The sequence below is a fragment of the Roseofilum capinflatum BLCC-M114 genome, assembly GCF_030068505.1.
Classification (GTDB): domain Bacteria; phylum Cyanobacteriota; class Cyanobacteriia; order Cyanobacteriales; family Desertifilaceae; genus Roseofilum; species Roseofilum capinflatum.
Genome location: NZ_JAQOSO010000015.1, coordinates 1 through 21,479 on the forward strand (window position 1 = coordinate 1; position 21,479 = coordinate 21,479).

A 21,479-nucleotide genomic window follows, 5' to 3' on the forward strand; every position below is an offset into this window, starting at 1 on the left:
CGACTGCGGTCAATCTGAACAATTCCACCATCAGTTTACCCGAAGACACCAACACTACTAGCGCCATAAAAGTGGCTGATATTGCCATTACTGATGATGGAGAGGGAACCAACACCCTCAGTTTAAGTGGTGCGGATGCCGGTAGCTTTGAAATTAGTGGTTCTGAACTCTATTTGAAAGCGGGGACAGTTCTAGATTTTGCCACCCAGTCTAGTTATGACGTGACGGTGGAGGTGGATGACACGACGGTGGGTGCGACTCCTGATGCGACAACGGCTTATAGTTTGGGCATTACGGAAGTGGCGACGAATGCTGCACCGACGGCAGTAGACCTAAATAACGCCACAGCCAGTTTAGCCGAAGACACCGATACCACTAGCGCGATAAAAGTGGCAGATATTGCCATCACCGATGATGGACTGGGAACCAACAACCTCAGTTTAAGTGGTGCGGATGCCGGTAGCTTTGAAATTAGTGGTTCTGAACTCTATTTGAAAGCGGGGACAGTTCTAGATTTTGCCACCCAGTCTAGTTATGACGTGACGGTGGAGGTGGATGACACGACGGTGGGTGCGACTCCGGATGCGACGACGGCTTATAGTTTGGGCATTACGGAAGTGGCGACGAATAATGCACCAGTTGTCCAGACTCAGATAGCTGACCAAACTGTAGATGAAGACCATCAATTTACCCTTGATATTGCCGCAAATTTCAGTGATGCTGATGGAGATGAGTTAACCTATAGTGCTACTTTAGCCAATGGTGCAGCCTTACCCAGTTGGTTGAACTTCAATGGCAGTCAGTTTAGCGGGACAGCCACAGGTGTGGGAGCGCTGGAGATTAAGGTAACGGCTGATGATAGTCAGGAAACCGTTGAGGATACGTTTAAGTTAACTGTAAATCAGAACGTCAACGATCCTGTGGTTCTGATTCAAGACATCCCTAACCAAACCGTAGATGAAGGGAGTGAGTTCAGTTTAGATGTGTCTTCCTTTTTCAGAGATCCTGACGGCGATCCGATAACATACTACAGCTTTGCGGGCGATCATAGACCGGAATGGCTAAATTTCAATGGCAGTACGTTCAGTGCTACGCCAACCCAGGCAGCAGTGGGATATAACATTATTACAGTAACAGCATTCGATCCGGACTGGGCAGGAGTGCAAGGAAGTTTTGTATTAACTGTAAATGAAATCAATGATGCTCCCATTGTAATCAAGGAAATTCCTGACCAGACTATACAGCAAGGCTCTCCTGAATGGCAGACTGGCACTTTTTGGTTAGATTTTAGTGGTTTTGAGTCGGATCTTGGCGATCTTAACTCATATTTCAGCGATCCGGAGGGAGAGCAGTTAACCTACAGTGCCGAGGGCTTACCCAGTGGGTGGGTGTTCGATAAAAACAGTTGGATTATCTCCGGTATAGCCAGCAATGACCAAGTGGGAGAGCATGAGCTAACTATAGCGGCTAGTGATGGTGAGCTAACCACTCGTCAGACGTTTAAGGTAACTGTCAATAACGTCAACGACCCTGTGGTTCTGATTCAGCCCATTCCTGACCAAACCGTAGCTCAAGGGAGTGAGTTCAGTTTAGATGTGTCTTCCTTTTTCAGCGATCCTGACGGCGATCCGATAACATACTACAGCTTTGCGGGCGATCATAGACCGGAATGGCTAAATTTGAATGGCAGTACGTTCAGTGCTACGCCAACCCAGGCAGCAGTGGGAACTCACGAGATTATATTTCTAGCAGTAGATCCCACGTTTGAAGAAGGAGAGGTAGGATTTTTTTACCTTAACGGTGACCCCCGAAGCCATTGCCCAAACTATCCAAGCCAACGCCCAAGACGGCCCCATCTCTGGAGCCACTGCCTTCCTCGACACCAACTTCAACGGCATCCAAGACAGCAACGAACCCGGTGCAACCACTGACGCGGCGGGTAATTTCACCCTGGATATCTCCGTCAACTTCGACCTCAATGGCAATGGCACTCTCGACCCCGACGAAGGACAATATGTGGTGGTTGGCGGAACTGATGCCATCACCGGCCAAGCCTTTACCGGCACATTGCGAGCCGTTCCCGGTTCCACTGTGGTGACTCCGCTAACAACTCTCGTCGCGAGTCTCGTAGATACCGGACTCACCCCAGAAGCAGCACAAACTCAGGTGAAAACCGCCCTGGGACTGCCCAGTAATATCGACCTCTCCACTTTCGACCCCATCGCCCAAGGGGGTTCGAGCGCAGCGCAAGCGGTCTTAGCTGCCCAAGTAGCGGTGCAAACTCTAGTTAGCCAAGTGAGCAACGCCATAGGGACGAGTCTCGGTATCGGTGGCAATACCTTAGACGCTGAAGTGACAGCTAACTTGGCCAAGCTTGTACAATCCGGTAGTGTAAACCTGAGCGACTCTAGCGCCATTCAAAGCCTGGTCAACACCACCGCCAGCACTCTGACGGAGTTTGACGAAGAGTTAAACCTAGACCAAGTAACCAACAACAGCGCACAACTAGCCCAAGTTATCGCTGCCAGCAACGAGCAAATCCTCACAGCCACCAGTACCGAGCAACTCTTCCAAGCCCAAAAAGTGTCCCAAACCAGCGTCACGGAAGATTTAACTGCTGCCTTCAGTGGCACAAAATCCTTCAGCGAAGTAGTGGCCGAAAATACGGGTGCAGCTCTCACCAGCCAAGTGAGCGCCGCCAGCATCAATGGTTCCGTCCTCACGGAAAATACCACATTTGCCACTAACTCGACCCAACCGTTTACCGACCCAGTAGCGCCAGAGTCCACACCAGTACAGGCTTCCACCCTGTTTAACCCGGAAGCCTTAGAAGCCTTAATCAACACCTTAAACTATGCCGTCACCCTCAACAGCCCCCCTCCCCACGACCTGATGTTGGGAGATGCGAGCGCTAATACCCTAACGGGTGGCGTAGGCAATGATACCTCGTTTGGGGGTGGTGGTGCGGATTACCTGCTCGGCAATCAAGGAGAAGATGTCCTGCATGGCAATGCCGGAAAGGATACCATCCACGCCGGACAAGGGAACGATCTGGTACGGGGCGGTCAAGATGATGACTGGGTTTGCGGAGATTTGGGGGATGATACCCTAGGCGGTGACTTGGGTAATGATACCCTGCTCGGTGGTATGGGAAGTGACTTAGTAGTGGGAGGTGAGGGTAATGACCTGGCCCACGGCGGTCAAGGCAATGACCAAATTTCTGGCGGCGCAGGTAATGATACGGTCTCTGGAGATCTGGGAAATGATACCTTATCTGGCGGTGCAGGGGCGGATCGGTTTGTCCTGGGAACCAGTCATGGCTCTGATATCATAACGGATTTCGCCATTGGTGAGGATGTGTTGTACTTGATGAATCCCCTGACCTTTAGGGATTTAACGGTTACTCAAGTCACGGGCAGTTCGGGCGTGGAAACTCAGATTCGCGTCAGTGCCAGCAATGAGTTGTTAGTGACGTTGACGGGGGTTTCTGCCGATGGGATAACGGCGGCGGTGTTTGGAGTATAGCTGGGGAGTCAGAAGCCGGGTTTCTTCAAGAAACCCGGCTTCTCGATACAGTAATCTTATGGGATAAAGGTTAAGAGGTACAGTGAATTGGAACCAGAGGAGGTGTGGCAAGAAGTTGGTAAAATGGTCATAACCTATCCATTGATGGAATGCGATCGCTGTGCGATCGCGGTGATGGCATGGTTGGCACAACAGGGTATTGCCGGAAAAATCCTGAGATTGCAAACGAAACGCCCAAGCGAAATATTTATTATTAGTCGTCGCTACACTATGAATGAATCGATTACTGAGAATGGTACACACTATGGAGTAGAGGTGTTAGGATTGGTGTTTGATAATTTGTCTGAATATGGCTTGCCAAGATCGCAATGGATTGCTGATTTTATGTGCCCCAGTGGTCAATTCTTAATTGATGAATTAGAATATTTAGGAGATGAGAATGGCTAATTTATTTAACACTTTAAACAAAATAAAAGAAGCCCCAGGAATGTATCTCGGTCGTCCTTCAGTTAGCGATCTCTTTATGTTTTTAGTGGGTTATGAGTTTGCCCGATCGCAAATGGGACAGGAATTAGAACCCTCAGAAGAGGATTTCTATCAAAATTTTCAACCTTGGCTTCAGGAAAAACTCGGAGTTCCTAGTGTGACCAGTTGGGCGAAGCTGATTATGCTATCTTGCCATGACGAAAAAGCAGGGTTTGACAAATTCTTTGCACTCCTCGATGAATTCATTGCCCAAGACAATCAACAGGTTGCTTAAATTAGAGGTTCTCATTCAACATGACTGATCTCCGTTTTGTCTATTTGACTGGACTGCCTTGCTCTGGAACTGGGTTTCTTCAAGAAACCCGGCTTCTCGATCGTGTAAGATCAAGTCCGGTTAAACAGTTGTCATTGCGACCTCCGGGAAGCATTCGCGCTTCGCGCAAGCTTCGCTAACGCTAAGATTACCGGGATTGTTGGGATTGCTTCATTCCGCTAAAAAAGGATTAATGAATCGAATGCCACATCCTTCAAAGTCTCTAGTATTGCGGGTGACCAAAGTCAATTGATGAATCTGAGCAGTAGCCGCAATCATCATATCAGCTTGAGTCCTAGGTTTTCCCTGAGACTGCAATCTACCTCTTAATTGTCCAGCAACCTTAGCAATTGTTGGGGTTACTGGAAGAATCAGACATTTAGAGTCGATAAAAGTGTCAAACCAAACTTTAATTCTAGAGTTGGGTTTCCAAGCCAAACCATAATAAATTTCGTCAACCGTAATTACACTAATCCTAATTTCTGAGAGCTTGGCCGACCAATTTATGACGTTTTGATTGGGCTTAGATCGGGTTAATTCACTGATTATATTCGTGTCCAATAGAAACATCATCACCAGGGTCACTAAAAGAATTCTCTCTATTTTGTCGCTGGGGAATTTCCAGGAAATAATCTTCTTCGGCACACAAGCTCCGCAACTCGGCAAAAGTATCAGCAATTGAAGACATTTTGCGCTGCTGTTGCCAAGTTAAAAAATCTTGAAATAATCGACTATCTACCACGGCGGCTACTAGGCGATCGCCCTCATAAATCAGTTGCGGCTCTTTCGGGGTTGCACTCAGAATTTCCTGAAATTTTTGCTCGATATTACGAATGTCCCAATTCAAGTTTTTACCTCCTGATGCCTGTATATATAGCAAACCTAAATGAGTTGTGTAATGGCTGCCCCTCATCCCCCTACCCCCTTCTCCCGCGGGAGAAGGGGGAAAAAGTCAAGAATCCCGTGGGAGAGGGATATAGGGAGAGGGCATTTCCTGTTGCACAACTTATTTAGACTAGCTATAGCAAACCTAAATGAGTTTATGTAATGGCTGCCCCTCATCCCCCTGCCCCCTTCTCCCGCGGGAGAAGGGGGAAAAAGTCAAGAATCCCGTGGGAGAGGGATTTTCCTGCGGACATGAAAGGGAGAGGGCATTTCCTGTTGCACAACTCATTTATTTTACTCCATAGCTCAAAGCAAGCGAATTAGTTCTTCCGGATAGTAGTAAGGTGGGCAGGGTCTTCTAGTATAATTTGAGCGATATTGCTTATGCTCCTGCCCACCCTACAATTGGTCTCCAACCCAGATCCATTTTTAATTTTTAATTGACTTATGACTGATCCCCGTTTTCTCTATTTGACTGGACTGCCTTGCTCTGGAACTGGGTTTCTCAGTCAGCTTTTGAGCCAGCATCCAGAGGTGTATAGCGATCGCCGAGAATCTCCTTTATGCGATCTGGTGGTTAACTTTCGGTCTGTTCTGTCTGAGCATCCCCAACTGACTCCCCTGGTGCAGGATGAGGTGAAGGGGATGATGGAGCGATCGCGCTATGGCATCCAAGGTTTTATCAAGGGTTGGTACTCCCAGGTTTCTGAGTCTTGGGCGATCGATGCTCATCCACAATGGTTACAGCATTTAGAATTAATCCATTTTCTTGACCCGGACTGTAAAATGGTGGTCTGTGTGCGAGAATTAGGACAAGTGTATGCCACCATTGAACGCCAGCATCAGAAGACTCTGTTGTTAGATTTTCCAGAGAAAATCGCCGATCTCTCACGGACTGAACGAGCCAAACAATTCTTTTCTCCTTCAGGTCGGATGGGTTCTTTCCTAAATACCTTGGAGCAAGTCCAAGACTTAGAAGAAACGTTGCAACAACGGCTCTTTTATGTGGTGTACGAGCATTTAATGAGCGATCCTCAAGAGGTGTTGACGGAGTTACTCAAATGGCTAGATCTTACCCCCATTACGGCTGATTTAGGCAGTTCTGCTCTGTTACCCAGGTCTCCCGCTTCATTCAGTCAGTATGGTGAAGAAGCTTATGAGGGCGATCGCCCTCTGGTTCGCTATCCTCTGCCCAACCGGTTTGAAGTGATGATTAAACAAAATTTCAGTTGGTTTTATCGTTTATTTTATCCGGGTTTGTTATAACAGTTTATTAATGTTATGGAGGGCGGGTTTACAACATCAATGGTTATGCATCGAAGATTTGGGTGAACCCGCCCCTACTTATCAACACCCATTGTTAATTGTTTCGGCTGTCGCCGACATGAAAATTGTTAATTGTTAATTGTTAATTGTTAATTGATATGGATCTTAAATCACTAATTCTCCACCAAGGACGGTCTCTGACTTTGAGGCGAACCCAACCCAGTGATGCTCCTTTGCTGTTGGAAAAAATGTACTCACGCTACGAGTTTATGCGCTTATTTCGCCTGAACGATCGCGCAGAAACCGTGGAGCAGGTGCGAGAAAAGCTAATTCAGCGATCGCGCTCTAGCTCTGCCCAAAGCAGCGATCTGGAATGCTTGATTATTCACAAGACCCATGGGGCGATCGGCATTATTGCGGCTGTTGATTATACCCCTTTACATCGAAAAGCAGAATTGCTAGTCGGAATTTTCGATCCGGAACATCGCTCTGTTAGCCATGGTGTAGAAGCCTGTTTGCTAATGACTGATTTGGTTTTTAATGCCTACAATTTACATCGTTTTTATGCCCATTCTTATGGTTATAATCATTCGGTTCATATTATCTTTAAAAAAGTGGGAGCTGAACTCGAAGGAATTATGAAAGAGCATTTATACGATCCCGTCAGTCAAGAGTATGTGGATATGCATATTTTTGGCATGGTTGAAGCTCAAATGCGTCAAAACTCTCGAATCGCTCGCTTATCTAAACGCTTAATCGGGCGCGATATTACTCAACCTTTAACAGCGCCTTTACCTCCTCCCGATTTATCCAAGATTCCTGAGTGTGAACAGTTGCGTACTGCCCCAACTTGGGTCAAATCAGGAGCATTGATCCCACATCCCAATTAATATAGCGCTTTCCGCTTCGCGGACATGAACGCGCTAGGGAATAGGGAATAGGGTTGTAGTACATGGCTTTGAGCCTTTAAGACTGTACACCATAACAGCGCGAAGCGCTGTATCAAATCCGGATAATCAGTTACACAATGTCATTGCGAACGGAACGCAGTGGAGTGAAGCAATCTCCCTAATTAAAAATCCAGGGAGCAAGATGCTCCCACTCCAGTCATATCAAAGAATTTGAGGAGTGCGGGCATCTTGCCCGCTTCTTAACAAATTTTCATGTCCGCTTGCGGAAACCGGACTTGATATGACAAGTCTTTAACCGGACTTGATATAACTTAAATCCACTGAATGGAAAATTATTTCCCAATACAAAAGCGGCTAAAGATGCGATCGAGTACGGATTCGGTGACTTCTTCTCCGGTGACTTCTCCCAAGGCTTGAATGGCTCCCCGTAAGTCAATAGTCCAGAAATCGAGGGGGAGCTGTTCGGCAATGGTGGCTTGCACTTGCTCTAGGGCAACTTGGGCGCGGGTGAGGGCGGCGGTTTGCCGTTGGTTAATGGCAATATCGAGATTGGCGGCTTGTAGGTTGCCCCCATTCACGGCGCTGAGAATGGCTTCTTCTAGGGCTTCAATGCCTTGTTTATGGGCGGCTGCGGTTTTGACGATCGCCACAATATCCCCCGGTAAACCAGAGGGCAACTCGCCCACTAAGTCAATTTTATTAAGGATTAGAATCACTTTTTCGGGGGGCAGTTGCTCGTAAATGGCGCGATCTTCGGCAGTCCATCCGGCAGCCGCATCGAGGGTAAAGAGGATCAGATCGGCTTTTTGGGTGGCTTGGCGCGATCGCTCTACGCCGATTTTCTCCACGCGATCGCCCGTATCCCGAATGCCTGCGGTATCTAATACTTGAATGGGAACCCCGCGCACCACGAGCTGAGTTTCCACAATATCGCGGGTAGTGCCGGGTAGATCGGTAACAATGGCGCGATCGCTCTGACTCCAAGCATTGAGTAAGCTCGATTTTCCCACATTCGGACGACCGACGATCGCCACTTTTAAGCCACTGCGGAGTAATTCCCCCTGATTAGCCGTGGCTAAAATGCTGTTTAATTGCTCTAAAACTTGATTAATTTCGGTGATAATTTTCGGCTCATCCAGAGGGGGCAGATCGTCCTCAAAATCAATCCTTGCTTCAATTTCCGCCAATAGCTCCACACAGGTTTTACGCAGATGGCGAATAGGAGAAGCCAACTTACCCTGAATTCCCGCTAGGGCTAATTCTGCGGCTTGAGGCGATCGCGCCCCCACCAGATCTGAGATACTTTCCGCTTGGGTTAAATCAATCCGTCCATTCAGAAACGCTCTCAGGGTAAACTCTCCCGGTTGTGCCAGTCGAGCGCCCTGCTCTAAACACAGCGTCAGCACCTGCTGCACCACCATGATGCCCCCATGACAATGGAACTCCACCACATCCTCGCGGGTGTAGGAGCGCGGCGCTTTCATAATCATCAGCAAAGCCTCATCCACCGTCGCCCCCGTGTGCGGATCGCAGATATACCCGTACAGAATGCGATGGCTCTCCCAGGGCTGATTTCCGGGCGCTTCAAACAGCAATTGGGCGATCTGCAAAGCTTCGGCTCCCGATAGTCGCACAATGCCCACACTACCCGCTTGGGGCACAATGGCAGTAGCGATCGCCGCGATCGTATCTTTAGCTGCAAACGAATTCAACATCTTGTCAGTCTTTCCCCTCTCAAGAGCCAGTCTTTTTTACATTCTATTTTCCCAAGAAAAAAATATTCAAACTTCTTAATCAAAACAAGAGTTATTGAATATACTCAAATTCCAGAGATGGGGTCTTATGGGCCAAATTGATGGGTACGATCGCGGCGATCGCATCTCTTCCTGGGGGATGATTCATCTTCTGGCTACAACCCGATATAATAACCCTGATATTATCCGATCCATTTTCCACCCATTTCCTATGGAAAATACTGCTTCCGATCTGGCAACCTTTCCAACTCAATGGTTGGGTATTGGCTTATTTGCCTTGGCGATCGCCTCCATCATTCTGGGCTTACGCGCCCTCCCTGGAATCATTTTAAGGGCGATCCTATTGCTGCTACCGAGCCAAGCTGCCACTATCTTAGAAAAAACCGTTACTCCATTCAAGGGATTAATTCGCATTGTTTTCCTATTCGCTCTCGTCGATCTGACTCTCATTCTATGGGATCTCGATTTTCTCAGTCCTTGGGGCGAGAGGATCGTGAGCTTAAGTCTCACCGTCACTACCAGCGTATTAGCTTCGCGCATTTTTCAACAATTCTTTGATGTTTATCTAATTGATGCTGCCTTTCAGAGTGGACGCAAAGTTAATAGCGAGCTATTGATTGTCAGTAAATGGACAGTGAATGCTGCGATTATCATTCTGGCAATTCTGCTTTTTGCCCAAACTCATCAGGTGAATGTTATCGGATTATTGGCGAGTTTAGGTGTTGGAGGATTGGCGATCGCCTTTGCTGCCCAAAATACCCTCAGCCAATTTCTAGGCGGTATCGTTCTTTATATCGATCGCCCCTTTGTCGTCGATGACTATATCGGCTTACCCGATGGCACATTTGGCCGGGTAGAATCCATTGGACTGCGATCGACCAAAATTCGCACCTCTGGCAAAGGAACTCTCATGATTGTTCCCAACAACTCCCTCACTCAAGTCAATATTGAAAACTTCACCGGAGCCAAAAAGGTGATGTCTTTACTCTATCTTACCTTTTATCAGATCATCGAAGAGCAAGAACAAGCCCTAATTCGGGAAGTCATTCTCGCCAGTACCCAAGACATTTTTGGCATTAATCCCCGCAGTACCAACGTTACCTTTAGAACCCTAAACACTGGAGGTTCAGAGGCTAAAACCCAAGCCCAAATTACCCTGTTTATCCTCGGTTCCGGTAAAGCTTCCATGGACATTCGCCGACAAATGATCGATCGCGCCCGTCAGAATATTACCGTAAAGCTCAAGGAGTATGGCGTTCAGTTTGATATTGAAGAACCCAATATTTATGTTGATTCTCCAATCACCATATAATGATACAGCCATTTCAAATGAGCGATCGGGGTAACACTCGGTTTTTCCTATTCCCTATTCCTGATTTCCATATTTCTATATGAATGTTTCTGCCTGGACTCAATTGACTGATTCAACCGTGAATCTGCTCGATCAATACAGTATTCCCTATCCCCTAGTTTTTCTAGTATTTGTCTTAGGATCGATTCTCATCAGTAAAGCTACCCCTAACTTTGTTCGTTTTGTCCTTAACCGCACCTTTTCTGGACAAGTTAATCGTCTGTATGAAGATTTTGTGGAACCCCTCAAAAAAGAATTTCGAGTCGCAGGAAGTTTTATTTTAATTTATTTTTCCCTAGCATGGCTCGAAAATAACCCTGGACTTTATAAGTTTACCCAGCCCTTTATCACCCTAGGATTAACCATTAGTTTAGCCTGGCTCTGTTCCCGTATTTTTCGGCAGCTTGTTCGTATTTATGGCATTTCCATTGTCCGGAAACTGGGTATCGAAGTAGACGATTTTATCTTAATTATTGAAACCGTCGTTAATGTATTAATCGGCTTTTTTGCCGTTGTTGCCTTTGCCCAAAGTCAAAGAATTCCCCTGACTGCTTTACTCGCTGGGGTTTCTATTGGGGCTACTGCTGTGGCATTTGCGGCTAAAAGCACCCTAGAACAACTGTTAGGAACAATTGTTTTATATTTAGACCGACCGTTTATTGCTGGGGAATATATTCGGTTACCCGATGGTTTATATGGGCGTGTGGAATCGATTGGATTACGGTCTACAAAAATTAGAACGGCTGCCAAAAGCACCTTATTTATTATGCCTAATAATACGTTAGCCAATCTGGGGATTGAAAATGTCACCAGAGGTAAAAAAGTGATGGTCTTGCTCTACTTAGATTTCAATCGCTATTTGCAAGAGCGGGAACAATCGTTGGTTCAACAAGTGGTCAAAGAAAGTACGGATGCTCTATTTGGAATTGATCCAGGTAGCACGAGTATTGTTTTGCTAAATGATGAAAATTCTCATCAGAATACCAGAGCTAGGGTTACATTTTTCATCCTTGGATCTAATGAGAATTCTATTCAACTGAGGAAACGTTTACTTGAATTGGCTAATCAAAAAGTTACCAAAAAACTAATGGAGTTCGGAATTGAATTTACCCTGCAAGAACCGAATATTTATGTAGAATCTCCAGTCACTATTTAAATTTCTGAGCTTAAACCATATTTCCCATCTTAGGCTAAGGGGTCGTCATCATCCATTTGCACATCTAAATTAGCGGCTAAAACTTCTGCCATCATTACTTCTAATGCAGCCGTATTCAAAGAACTAACGGGTTGATTTTGTAGCGGATTGGAAAGAGGGATTAACCGCAGGACACGGTTATCTTGAACTAAATCAAAATAGGTTTCTTGGTCGTCAGATTGCTGAAGTTCTAAATAATCAAAGCTTTGAATGTTCAAATATAGGGTATGATTAGCCAGGATCGTCGATCGCAGGGGATCGGAAAAGACCTCTTGGATATAGGCTTCTCCCGTCGCTTGGGTTTGCCGATCGAGCAGTTCAACGTAACGCACACGATGGAGATCCCCGATCGCCTTCTGAATATCCTGTGGATTCACAATAATGCCTCTGTTGAGAATGCAAGGAGCAGGTAACCGTGTATTGCCAGGCAATTGATCGTAATTCATGGGAAAAACTCTCTAATTTCAAAAGAGGACGACAAGACTACTGACGATTTGACATCCCAAGACTGCACCCTAGGATAAAATAGCCTATAAAGTAGCCTATGAGACAATTCTATCCTAACTCTTTGGTGAATACTTGCCAGATTCTACGGATTTTTTGATCGAATTCTGGGTATCGATCGCCCAAGTAAAAGGGAAGATTCAGATCGACGGCCAAGAAAACAGAGTAGATGTCTATTCGCAGATTAACATAGAGCATAGGGGGAGTGGCAATGAAATGGATGTGGAATTTTTGGGGAGCGATCTCCTTTTACACCCGTGTTCCGATTCCCTCTTCTTGGCCCTTAGAGTTTTCGGGGATCGCTCGGTTTGCCCCTCTCGTAGGACTGCTGATTGGAGTCATCCTAGGGGGGATTGATGGGGGATTATGGGCCGTAGGAATGCCTAATTTAACCCGCAGTTCAGTGATTATTGCGCTTTGGGTGGGTATAACTGGGGGATTACACTTAGATGGAGCTATGGATACGGCTGATGGGTTAAGTGTTACGGATGGCGATCGCCGTTTGGAGGCGATGAGCGATAGCGTCACGGGGGCATTTGGAGCCATGTCAGCCATCCTGATTCTGTTACTGAAAACGGCGGCTCTGAGTTCTTTGACTCAACCCCATCTGTGGATCGTGACCGCTATTCCCGCATGGGCAAGAGCAGGACAACTGATTGCCATTTGGCGCTATCCGTATCTGAAACCCACAGGAAAAGGAGCCTTTCATAAAGCCACTATTCAATCGTATAAAGACGTTTTACCCGCTTTAGTTCTGCTCATAGCTCTGAGTGGTCTAGCAGCAGCGCTTAATCCCCAAGAGAGTATTCAGATTCTCAGCTTAACATTAGGATGGGCGGCGATCGCCTGGGGAAGCGGATGGTGGTTCAATCGCCAACTCGGAGGCCACACCGGAGACACCTATGGCGCAGTCGTCGAGTGGACAGAAGCATGGGGTTTAGTTTGGGCCGTTTTAATTCAGTCATGAGTAATCTTCATCCCCCCATTCCCCCATCCCCCCATCCCCCCACTCCCCGATCGCCGGTACGGTACAATAAAGAAATATGCTTGTTAACCTTGTCGAAACCGTTCCCATGAATAGTGCTTTCCTGAACCGCCTACAGAGTCCAGAACGTCCCGTCATCGTCTTTGATGGCGCGATGGGAACCAACCTCCAAGTTCAGAACTTAACCGCAGAGGACTTTGGAGGCCCAGAATATGAAGGGTGTAATGAATATTTAATCAAAACCAAACCAGAGGCGATCGCCAAAGTTCACCGTGATTTCCTCAGTGCCGGATGTGATGTGATTGAAACCGATACCTTTGGGGCAGCCTCCATCGTCCTCGCTGAATATGACCTAGCCGACCAAGCCTACGAACTCAACAAAGCCGCCGCAGAACTGGCTAAAAGCATCACCGCCGAATTTTCCACCCCAGAAAAACCCCGGTTTGTCGCCGGTGCGATCGGGCCAACCACTAAACTACCTACATTAGGTCATATTAATTTTGATGCCCTAGAAGCCGCCTTTACCGAACAAGCCGAAGGACTCTATGACGGAGGCGTAGACCTCTTTATTATTGAAACTTGTCAAGACGTTCTGCAAATAAAAGCCGCATTAAACGCCGTAGAAAAAGTCTTTGAACGCCAAGGAGAACGCCGCCCGATCATGGTTTCCATCACCATGGAAGTCATGGGAACTATGCTCGTTGGTTCCGAAATTGGAGCCGCTTTAACCATTCTTGAACCCTACAATATTGATATTTTAGGCTTAAACTGCGCCACCGGCCCCGATCGCATGGCCGAGCATATTAAATATCTTTGCGAGCATTCCCCCTTCACCGTCTCCTGCATTCCCAACGCCGGATTACCCGAAAATGTCGGCGGTCATGCCCATTACAAACTCACCCCCATGGAATTACGCATGGCCCTCAATCGGTTTGTGGAAGATTGGGGCGTGCAAATCATTGGCGGATGCTGTGGAACCCGTCCCGATCATATTCAACAATTAGCCGAAATTGCCGCTACCCTCAAACCCAAAGAACGCCACCCCGTCTTTGAACCAGCAGCCGCATCCATCTATAGCCCTCAACCCTACCATCAAGATAATTCCTTCCTCATTGTCGGCGAAAGACTCAACGCCAGTGGCTCCAAAAAATGCCGCAACCTACTCAATAAAGAAGACTGGGATGGCTTAGTTTCTCTAGGTAAAGCCCAAGTCAAAGAAGGGGCCCATATTTTAGATGTGAACGTCGATTATGTGGGTCGGGATGGAGTGCGAGATATGAACGAACTCGCCTCTCGTTTAGTCAACAACATGACCCTGCCCTTAATGTTAGATTCCACCGAGTGGGAAAAAATGGAAGCCGGGTTAAAAGTGGTGGGCGGAAAATGTATCCTTAATTCCACCAACTACGAAGATGGAGAACCCCGGTTTTTGAAAGTCTTAGAACTGGCGAAAAAATACGGCGCGGGTGTGGTTGTGGGAACCATTGATGAGGATGGCATGGCGCGAACGGCCGATAAAAAGTTTGAGATTGCTAAACGGGCTTATGACCAGGCAATTGAATATGGAATTCCTGCCCATGAAATATTCTTTGATACTCTAGCACTGCCTATTTCTACCGGGATTGAAGAAGACCGAGAAAACGGAAAAGCAACCATAGAATCGATTCGTCGCATTCGCGAAGAATTGCCAGAGTGTCATATTATGCTTGGTGTTTCCAATATTTCCTTCGGCTTAAATGCAGCAGCGCGGATTGTTCTCAACTCCATGTTCTTGCACGAAGCCATGCAAGCAGGATTAGATAGCGCCATTGTCAGCGCCAACAAGATTTTACCCCTAGCCAAAATTGAACCCGAACATCAAGAAGTCTGTCGCAAACTGATCTACGATCAACGGGAATTTGATGGCGAAATTTGCACCTACGATCCCCTGGCAGAATTGACTAAACTGTTTGAAGGGAAGAAAGCGAAGCGCGATCGTTCGGGTGATGAAAATCTGCCCATTAACGAGCGCCTCAAAAACCATATTATCGACGGCGAGCGTATTGGTTTAGAAGACTCCTTGAAAAAGGCCTTAGAAGAGTATCCACCCCTAGAAATTATTAACGTCTTCCTACTCGATGGCATGAAAGTAGTTGGGGACTTATTCGGTTCCGGACAGATGCAACTTCCCTTTGTGTTGCAATCAGCCGAAACAATGAAAGCGGCAGTCGCCTATCTAGAACCGTTCATGGAAAAATCAGAATCGGGCAACAATGCCAAAGGAATCTTTGTGATTGCCACAGTGAAAGGAGATGTCCATGATATTGGTAAAAATTTAGTCGATATCATCCTGTCCAATAACGGCTACAAAGTGGTTAACTTGGGCATTAAACAACCCGTCGATAATATTATTGATGCCTATCGCGAGCATAACGCCGACTGTATCGCCATGAGTGGCTTGCTGGTGAAATCGACAGCGTTTATGAAGGATAATTTGGAAACCTTTAATGAGCAAGGAATTAGCGTGCCGGTGATTTTGGGGGGAGCCGCTCTAACGCCCAAGTTTGTCTATCAGGATTGTCAAAATGCCTATAAAGGTCGAGTGATTTACGGGAAAGATGCTTTTTCTGACTTGACGTTTATGGATAAGTTGATGCCTGCGAAAGCGGCGAATAATTGGGATGATTTCCAAGGCTTTTTGGATGAAGTAGACAATAATGGAAACGGCCATGTTGAAGTCGAGGATAAGGGAGAAGACACAGGAACAGAATCCAAGTCCTCGGAACCAGAGGTGATTGATACTCGGCGATCGGAAGCCGTAGAAATTGATATTCCTCGTCCCACTCCTCCCTTCTGGGGCAGTCGGATTTTGCAACCGGAAGATATTCCTTTAGAAGAGGTTTTCTGGTATTTAGATTTGCAAGCGCTGTTTGTGGGGCAATGGCAATTCCGCAAGCCGAAAGATAAATCTCGTGAAGAATATGACGAGTTCTTGCAAGAGACGGTGCATCCCATCTTAGAGGAATGGAAAGAGAAGATTTTAACGGAAAATATCTTGAAGCCCCAAGCGCTTTATGGTTATTTCCCGGCTCAGTCGGAAGGGAATACGGTGTTTGTTTATGATGCTGAGGAGATGAACGGGGGAATGGCGAAAACGGTGAAATATACCTTTGAGTTTCCGCGCCAAAAACGCTCCCGTCGCTTGTGTATTGCGGATTTCTTTGCGCCGAAGGAGAGCGGGGTGATGGATGTGTTCCCGATGCACGCGGTAACGGTGGGAGAAGTAGCGACGGAATACGCGCAGAAGTTGTTTGCAGGCGATCGCTATACAGACTATCTTTATTTCCATGGTATGGCGGTGCAAACCGCCGAAGCAATGGCGGAATGGTTGCACGCCAAAATTCGCCGCGAATTAGGCTTTGGGGATGAAGAACCGGATAATGTGCGTGATATGTTCAAACAGCGCTATCACGGTTCCCGCTATAGTTTCGGCTATCCCGCTTGTCCGAATATGGAAGACCAGTATAAGCAATTGGAGCTGCTGGGGAGCGATCGCATTAATATGTACATGGACGAGAGCGAGCAAATCTATCCCGAACAATCCACCAGCGCCATTATCACCCACCATCCCGTCTCCAAATACTTCAGCCCATAAGCCAGTTTGACCTCCTTCTCACAAGGGGCTTGTGGCCCCTTGTCGCTTGTTCAAGGAGCGAATAGTCATTCTAATTAAGGTTGATACACCAAGATCTATCTACAACAACGGTATCTGTAGGGGCGAACGGCCGTTCGCCCCTACAATTGATGTATCGAGGCTCCATATTTTTCATATGCACCGGCTTATGGTCATTTTAAGGGGATTTTAAGGATTGTTAATGTTACCTTTCAATCCAGACAGGGGATAAAATGCTTGACACCGGTCTAGAATTACAAGTATACTTGGAAACAGAACAAAATTAATTCTTAAATATCACACTTATAACTAAGCTCACAAGTTGACCCAATGCTTTCACTTTTGGTGAAACCATGAGTAAAGACGAAATCAAAAAAGAAGTAGTTAGTGGCGTATCAAATGGTGTTGCTTCAGGAATAGCAGCAGCAGTAGCAACTGGCATAGGTGGTATGGTCATGTCTAATCTTAGTAACTCTCTGAACAATCTGACAGATGAATTGAAGCGTCATCGTCGTCGGGCCCCTTTGGAATTAGATGGGGATTATGATCCTTCTTATGATGATAATCCTGATGATGTGGGCCAGGATGCCTTTGAGCCTGAACCTCCAGAGCCTGAACCTCCAGAACCTGAGCCTCCAGAACCTGAGCCTCCAGATGAAGATAATTTCTGTGAGAATGCCTTTGAAGATCCTTGTGACGAGGAATTCGATGGCGATTTTGATGGTGATTGTGATTTTGATTGATTAAAGTAGATATACTACCTTGTGGTATTAATTATGCCGTTACCTTGGGTCATCGCTGCTACTGGCACTTTTGTTGCGATAACTGCTAGTAGAATCATATCAATTGTTGCGGGAAGAAAATTTGCTGAGAAATCTGCCTCTAAACGGAGAAGCGTATCTGCTCAGAAGAGTGAAAAAGTGAGCCAGGCTGAATCTGAGTATTTCAAGCGCAAGAACCAAAGGGAAGAGGAATTGGCCAATATTGAGGCTGATCTTGCTAATATGCGAGAGACCGAGATTTTAGCTAATATTGAAATTGCCAAGGCAGAGGCAGATAGAGAAGAACGTTTCTTGGGAATTTCTAACAAAAATTTGCAATTGAGAAAGCAAGAATTGGCTCTATTAAAAGCCCGACTTAAAGAAGATATCAAACACTCGGAAGCACAAAGAGAACAAATGGAATGCTCTCTCAAGCTTCGACAAAGGGAAGTTGAGTTGATGGAGGAAGATATCCGCGAAAGACAAAAACTGAGTTACTTGTATCTTGATGCTCAAAGAACCCATAATGCTAATCAAGTTATCCTGAAGCTCACTGAACTTCAGTCCAACTGGGATCGGGAAAACTGGGCAGGAATTATCAGTCGAGAAGAGATGAAAAGGCTTCTCGTCGAATCGCAAAGTAAACATCGTTTACTGATCATGATTTCTCCACCTGATATTGCTGATTCCTTGGAATTCAACACTCATTTACAAAAGCAAGTGAGGAGTGAGGTAAAAGAGTTTCTTGAACAGAACTACCCCCTGCATGAAGATCTCTGTCCTGTGGAATACTATGGGAAATTCTTTAAGAGTTCTATTTTTGATGCTGAAGTCAAACAACTGGAATCCGACTTAGAACCTATACCAACTCTAGTGATCTACAGTGACGTGACTGACGAAAAAGTTTACTTTCATGTCTACTTCTGGGGATTAGAAGAGACTCTACCCCTAACCTTTCCCTGGAACTGGCAGGAAGAGTATCAGAAGTTGATAGCACAAGGTGTCAGTCAAGAAAACAGCCTAATGGCGATTCGTCAATCAATTGTAACAATTCATCAACTAATAGCTGCATTTTTGGCGGATCTATATTACCTTAGTATTAATCCACTACATCAACCACGGTTATTTGAGATGGATACGGATCTTCCTATAGAGTGGATCGAAAGTAACTTTGGCATACTCAGGGAAGTTCAACAACAGAAACTCAAGGAGTATGAAGAAGAGCAGAAGTTAATTGAGCAAGAGAATCAAATTATTAAACGCTTTGCGTATTAGTCAAAAACAGATCGAGTCATACCATAACTATGGAGTGTTCTATGTCTTCTAATTCATTACAAAAACTTAGAGTTTTATTCTATGATCGCCCTGAAGTTTTGAAAATGTTGGATTTTCGAGAACTCGATTTATCTAGTTTAGAAGAAGCAGCTTATCTTCAAGAACAAAAGAACAGAAAGTTATATCCAGAGCCTGTTAACTTTTACGCGACAGGCCGTACTGGAGCGGGAAAAACTTCATTAGGGAATGCTTTACTCGATCCAGGATCGGGCAAACCTCCAATGGAATCTCATGGTCATCAAGATTGCACAAGCAGTATACAATATTTTAAGCTACAGAGTAATTTGCGTTACTTTGATTTACCAGGAGCTGGCAGCAGCGAAGAGTATGAAAATATCAATCGGGCATCGTTACTTGTAGAGCAGCTTGATGATGAAGATGACGAAATGTACCCCGTTGATGAATTTAAAGTTTTAGATTTCTCTGAATATGAGACTCAAGGTGTTCAAGAAGAAGTCATCACAGTCGAGCAATGGCAATCCAGTGGAAATCAACAGTTTGTTGCCGCAGATATCATTTTGTACGTGGTTGCTCCCCATATGCTGTTTACTCGTGATGATCAAAAATACTTAAAGCAATTACTAAAATCCCAAAAGCAGCGATCTCAAAATCCAATCGTTATATTTGCTTTAAACATTCATCGGACTAAAGAGGGCCAAATCAAGCCAACATCGGAAAATCTAGAAGATGCACGTAAATTAATTACACAGATTTATCAAAAATTCTATCCCAATATCAGCCCTCCAATCGTTGAAATCGACTCTAGAACTGGAGCAGGAATTAATCAGATTACTGAGATTATCTGTCAAATTTTGCCATCAGAGAAGATTGGCAACATGCAACAAGCACTTAAGAAAGAACTGAAGGAGTATGCCAAAAAAGAGCGTAGCTACCGCTATCGGGAAGCCTTGCTTCATATTGCCAGTCGTTTAGCAACTGTTGTGGTCGATCAAAAATTAGGTGACCAAGGTTTAATCAATGAAGCATATATGGCTGTAACTGATTACGCCATTCGAGTATTCAGAGAAGAGCAGGCTGTTCTCGAAGCACAGCAAGAATTTGATGATGCTATTAATCAATTTGCTGAAAGTGCTAAGGTCTCGCGACAAGAAGCTGAAACAATTTTGGTTGAGCATCAGTGGGTTCAAATGCGAGACCAAGAAGTAGAGAAGACTGACTATGTACCAGACATCCAAGATGTAGATGTTCAGCAACAAATTGTAGATTATGTAGACTCCCAAGAATCTAGAAAAGAACTTGTTGATGGAGGCCGATCTCCCGGTCGTATTGCTGGCGGTGCTGCTGTTGGAGGTCTGGCTGGTTTAGGAGGGTTTGTTCTTGGTTTAACGGGTGTACTTGCAACTGGTGCAACAGTAGCAACTGGTGGATTAGCAGCTCCTCTTGCTGCTGCCGTACTTGGAGGAGCTGTAACAGGTGGAGTCAGGGGTACAAAAAAACGCAAGAAAGAAGTTACTGTCACTGAAGATGTGATTAAACCTGTAGTCAAGACTATTACAGTAACGGAAAAGCGGTTAGTTGGAATGAAAGAAGTGAAGAAAACAGTCACTGAAAAAGTTCCCGAAGTGATGAGAGAGCAGCGAGAGCAAGCGACCGGGAATATTAAATATCTGCAAGGAGGTTATCCTGTTGTTGAGAATTTACTGGCTATTGGGTTAGGGATTGAAAAAGCCGATTCAAGTGTAGACTTAAAAGCAGATTTTGCATCAGTTGTGAACAAGGGTCGTCAAGAAGTCCAAGGTATTCTACAACCCTATTTAGAACAAATCAATGATTTTGCAGTCAATTCGGATCGCAAATATGCAGAAGAAAAAATTATGGGTATTTTACAAGCAGTTTTTCTCAATTGATTTGAGTGAATTGGCGGCTAAATAAACCTAGAGAGGTTAAGAGGTGAGTTGTGAAAGGGTATGTACAAGGCAGAACAATTATTCTTTTAGAAACGTTACCTGGAGCAATTAAAGATGGGGATGAAGTGGAGATTACCATTACTCCACTTCGTCAGGAGGATTATCCATTCCCTACTTTTGAACTAGGGGTAAAAGACCAATATATTAGTCGGGAAAACATTTATGAACAAACCCAGGATATTTTTTGATACTAATGTATTGGTTTATGCTCACGATCGCACTTCAACGTACCATACTGACTCCGCTACCCTACTCAAGATGGCAGTAGAACAGAATATTCAGGGAGTCTTAGCAGAACAAAATCTGATTGAACTCTATAGGATTTTAACCAATCCTACCGCAATGAGAGGAAAAGAGTTAACACCACAACAAGTGAATAGCTTAGTCAGAACTACTTATTTAAATGGCTTGTTTCAAGTGGTCTATCCCATCCCCATAACTCTCGATAAGGTATTAAGTTTGGCGACGAGTCATAATATTACCTCAGCAAGAATTTTCGATATTCGTCTAGCTGCATTAATTTTAGAATCAAATATTGACTATTTTGCCACTTATAACCTCAGTGACTTTCAAAGTATCCCAGATGTAAATCCCTTTACTCCAGCAAACATCATCAAGATTATTTAAC

20 protein-coding genes are annotated in these 21,479 nt (G+C 45.4%); 15 read left to right on the forward strand and 5 right to left on the reverse strand.

The window, feature by feature from the left end:
• The 4 genes from PMG25_RS03825 to PMG25_RS03840 all read left to right on the forward strand — a co-directional run.
• The coding region (locus tag PMG25_RS03825; RefSeq protein WP_283765586.1) for a putative Ig domain-containing protein at positions 1–1,931 on the forward strand (1,931 nt) is incomplete at its 5' end.
• Positions 1,932–2,892: 961 nt separating this feature from the next.
• Complete coding sequence (locus PMG25_RS03830; protein ID WP_283765645.1) at positions 2,893–3,525, forward strand: calcium-binding protein; 633 nt, start codon at positions 2,893–2,895, stop codon at positions 3,523–3,525.
• A 102-nt stretch (positions 3,526–3,627) separates the two neighbouring features.
• On the forward strand, positions 3,628–3,972 hold the full coding sequence (locus PMG25_RS03835) for a papain fold toxin domain-containing protein (RefSeq protein WP_283765646.1): 345 nt from the start codon (positions 3,628–3,630) through the stop codon (positions 3,970–3,972).
• Positions 3,965–4,285, forward strand: a complete 321-nt coding sequence (locus tag PMG25_RS03840; protein WP_283765587.1) for a hypothetical protein — start codon at positions 3,965–3,967, stop codon at positions 4,283–4,285. The genes PMG25_RS03835 and PMG25_RS03840 overlap by 8 nt, the downstream gene beginning before the upstream one ends.
• Before the next feature lie 210 nt (positions 4,286–4,495).
• On the opposite strand, the gene PMG25_RS03845 is transcribed toward PMG25_RS03840, so the two are convergent.
• Together PMG25_RS03845 and PMG25_RS03850 are read right to left on the reverse strand one after the other, a co-directional pair.
• Complete coding sequence (locus tag PMG25_RS03845) at positions 4,496–4,897, reverse strand: type II toxin-antitoxin system VapC family toxin (RefSeq protein ID WP_283765588.1); 402 nt, start codon at positions 4,895–4,897, stop codon at positions 4,496–4,498.
• The gene (locus PMG25_RS03850; RefSeq protein ID WP_283765589.1) at positions 4,863–5,171 is read right to left on the reverse strand and encodes a hypothetical protein; all 309 of its coding nucleotides are present in this window, start codon (positions 5,169–5,171) and stop codon (positions 4,863–4,865) included. Before PMG25_RS03850 ends, PMG25_RS03845 begins: the two co-directional genes overlap by 35 nt.
• Positions 5,172–5,656: 485 nt before the next feature.
• Here PMG25_RS03850 and PMG25_RS03855 point away from each other — a divergent pair, with 485 nt between their 5' ends.
• Positions 5,657–6,475, forward strand: a complete 819-nt coding sequence (locus PMG25_RS03855) for a sulfotransferase (RefSeq protein ID WP_283765590.1) — start codon at positions 5,657–5,659, stop codon at positions 6,473–6,475.
• Between the two features lie 158 nt (positions 6,476–6,633).
• On the forward strand, positions 6,634–7,365 hold the full coding sequence (locus PMG25_RS03860) for a GNAT family N-acetyltransferase (protein WP_283765591.1): 732 nt from the start codon (positions 6,634–6,636) through the stop codon (positions 7,363–7,365).
• Positions 7,366–7,718: 353 nt separating this feature from the next.
• Here PMG25_RS03860 and mnmE read toward each other — a convergent pair whose 3' ends face one another.
• The gene (gene mnmE / locus PMG25_RS03865) at positions 7,719–9,101 is read right to left on the reverse strand and encodes a tRNA uridine-5-carboxymethylaminomethyl(34) synthesis GTPase MnmE (RefSeq protein WP_283765592.1); all 1,383 of its coding nucleotides are present in this window, start codon (positions 9,099–9,101) and stop codon (positions 7,719–7,721) included.
• A gap of 250 nt (positions 9,102–9,351) precedes the next feature.
• Between mnmE and PMG25_RS03870 the strand changes: the two genes are divergently transcribed.
• The gene (locus PMG25_RS03870; protein ID WP_430540947.1) at positions 9,352–10,452 is read left to right on the forward strand and encodes a mechanosensitive ion channel family protein; all 1,101 of its coding nucleotides are present in this window, start codon (positions 9,352–9,354) and stop codon (positions 10,450–10,452) included.
• Between the two features lie 79 nt (positions 10,453–10,531).
• Positions 10,532–11,647, forward strand: coding sequence for a mechanosensitive ion channel family protein (locus PMG25_RS03875; RefSeq protein WP_283765594.1), 1,116 nt, complete (start codon positions 10,532–10,534; stop codon positions 11,645–11,647).
• Between the two features lie 29 nt (positions 11,648–11,676).
• Here the strand turns inward: PMG25_RS03875 and PMG25_RS03880 are convergent, their stop codons facing one another.
• Both PMG25_RS03880 and PMG25_RS03885 read right to left on the reverse strand, forming a co-directional pair.
• Positions 11,677–12,132, reverse strand: coding sequence for a hypothetical protein (locus PMG25_RS03880; RefSeq protein WP_283765595.1), 456 nt, complete (start codon positions 12,130–12,132; stop codon positions 11,677–11,679).
• Between the two features lie 109 nt (positions 12,133–12,241).
• Complete coding sequence (locus PMG25_RS03885; protein WP_283765596.1) at positions 12,242–12,388, reverse strand: hypothetical protein; 147 nt, start codon at positions 12,386–12,388, stop codon at positions 12,242–12,244.
• Positions 12,389–12,410: 22 nt separating this feature from the next.
• Here PMG25_RS03885 and cobS point away from each other — a divergent pair, with 22 nt between their 5' ends.
• The 7 genes from cobS (at position 12,411) to PMG25_RS03920 (ending at position 21,478) form a co-directional block, all read left to right on the forward strand.
• The gene (gene cobS, locus PMG25_RS03890) at positions 12,411–13,157 is read left to right on the forward strand and encodes an adenosylcobinamide-GDP ribazoletransferase (protein ID WP_283765597.1); all 747 of its coding nucleotides are present in this window, start codon (positions 12,411–12,413) and stop codon (positions 13,155–13,157) included.
• A 106-nt stretch (positions 13,158–13,263) separates the two neighbouring features.
• Positions 13,264–16,809, forward strand: coding sequence for a methionine synthase (gene metH, locus PMG25_RS03895; RefSeq protein WP_347178737.1), 3,546 nt, complete (start codon positions 13,264–13,266; stop codon positions 16,807–16,809).
• A 371-nt stretch (positions 16,810–17,180) separates the two neighbouring features.
• On the forward strand, positions 17,181–17,570 hold the full coding sequence (locus tag PMG25_RS03900) for a hypothetical protein (protein ID WP_283765599.1): 390 nt from the start codon (positions 17,181–17,183) through the stop codon (positions 17,568–17,570).
• Positions 17,571–17,603: 33 nt separating this feature from the next.
• Positions 17,604–18,863 (forward strand): hypothetical protein, encoded by a 1,260-nt coding sequence (locus PMG25_RS03905; RefSeq protein WP_283765600.1) that lies wholly within the window; start codon positions 17,604–17,606, stop codon positions 18,861–18,863.
• Between the two features lie 41 nt (positions 18,864–18,904).
• Complete coding sequence (locus PMG25_RS03910) at positions 18,905–20,791, forward strand: GTPase (protein ID WP_283765601.1); 1,887 nt, start codon at positions 18,905–18,907, stop codon at positions 20,789–20,791.
• Between the two features lie 50 nt (positions 20,792–20,841).
• Positions 20,842–21,039: a hypothetical protein gene (locus PMG25_RS03915; RefSeq protein WP_283765602.1), complete on the forward strand. Its 198-nt coding sequence runs from the start codon at positions 20,842–20,844 to the stop codon at positions 21,037–21,039.
• The gene (locus PMG25_RS03920) at positions 21,014–21,478 is read left to right on the forward strand and encodes a type II toxin-antitoxin system VapC family toxin (protein ID WP_283765603.1); all 465 of its coding nucleotides are present in this window, start codon (positions 21,014–21,016) and stop codon (positions 21,476–21,478) included. Before PMG25_RS03915 ends, PMG25_RS03920 begins: the two co-directional genes overlap by 26 nt.
• The last annotated feature ends 1 nt before the right edge of the window (position 21,479 follow it).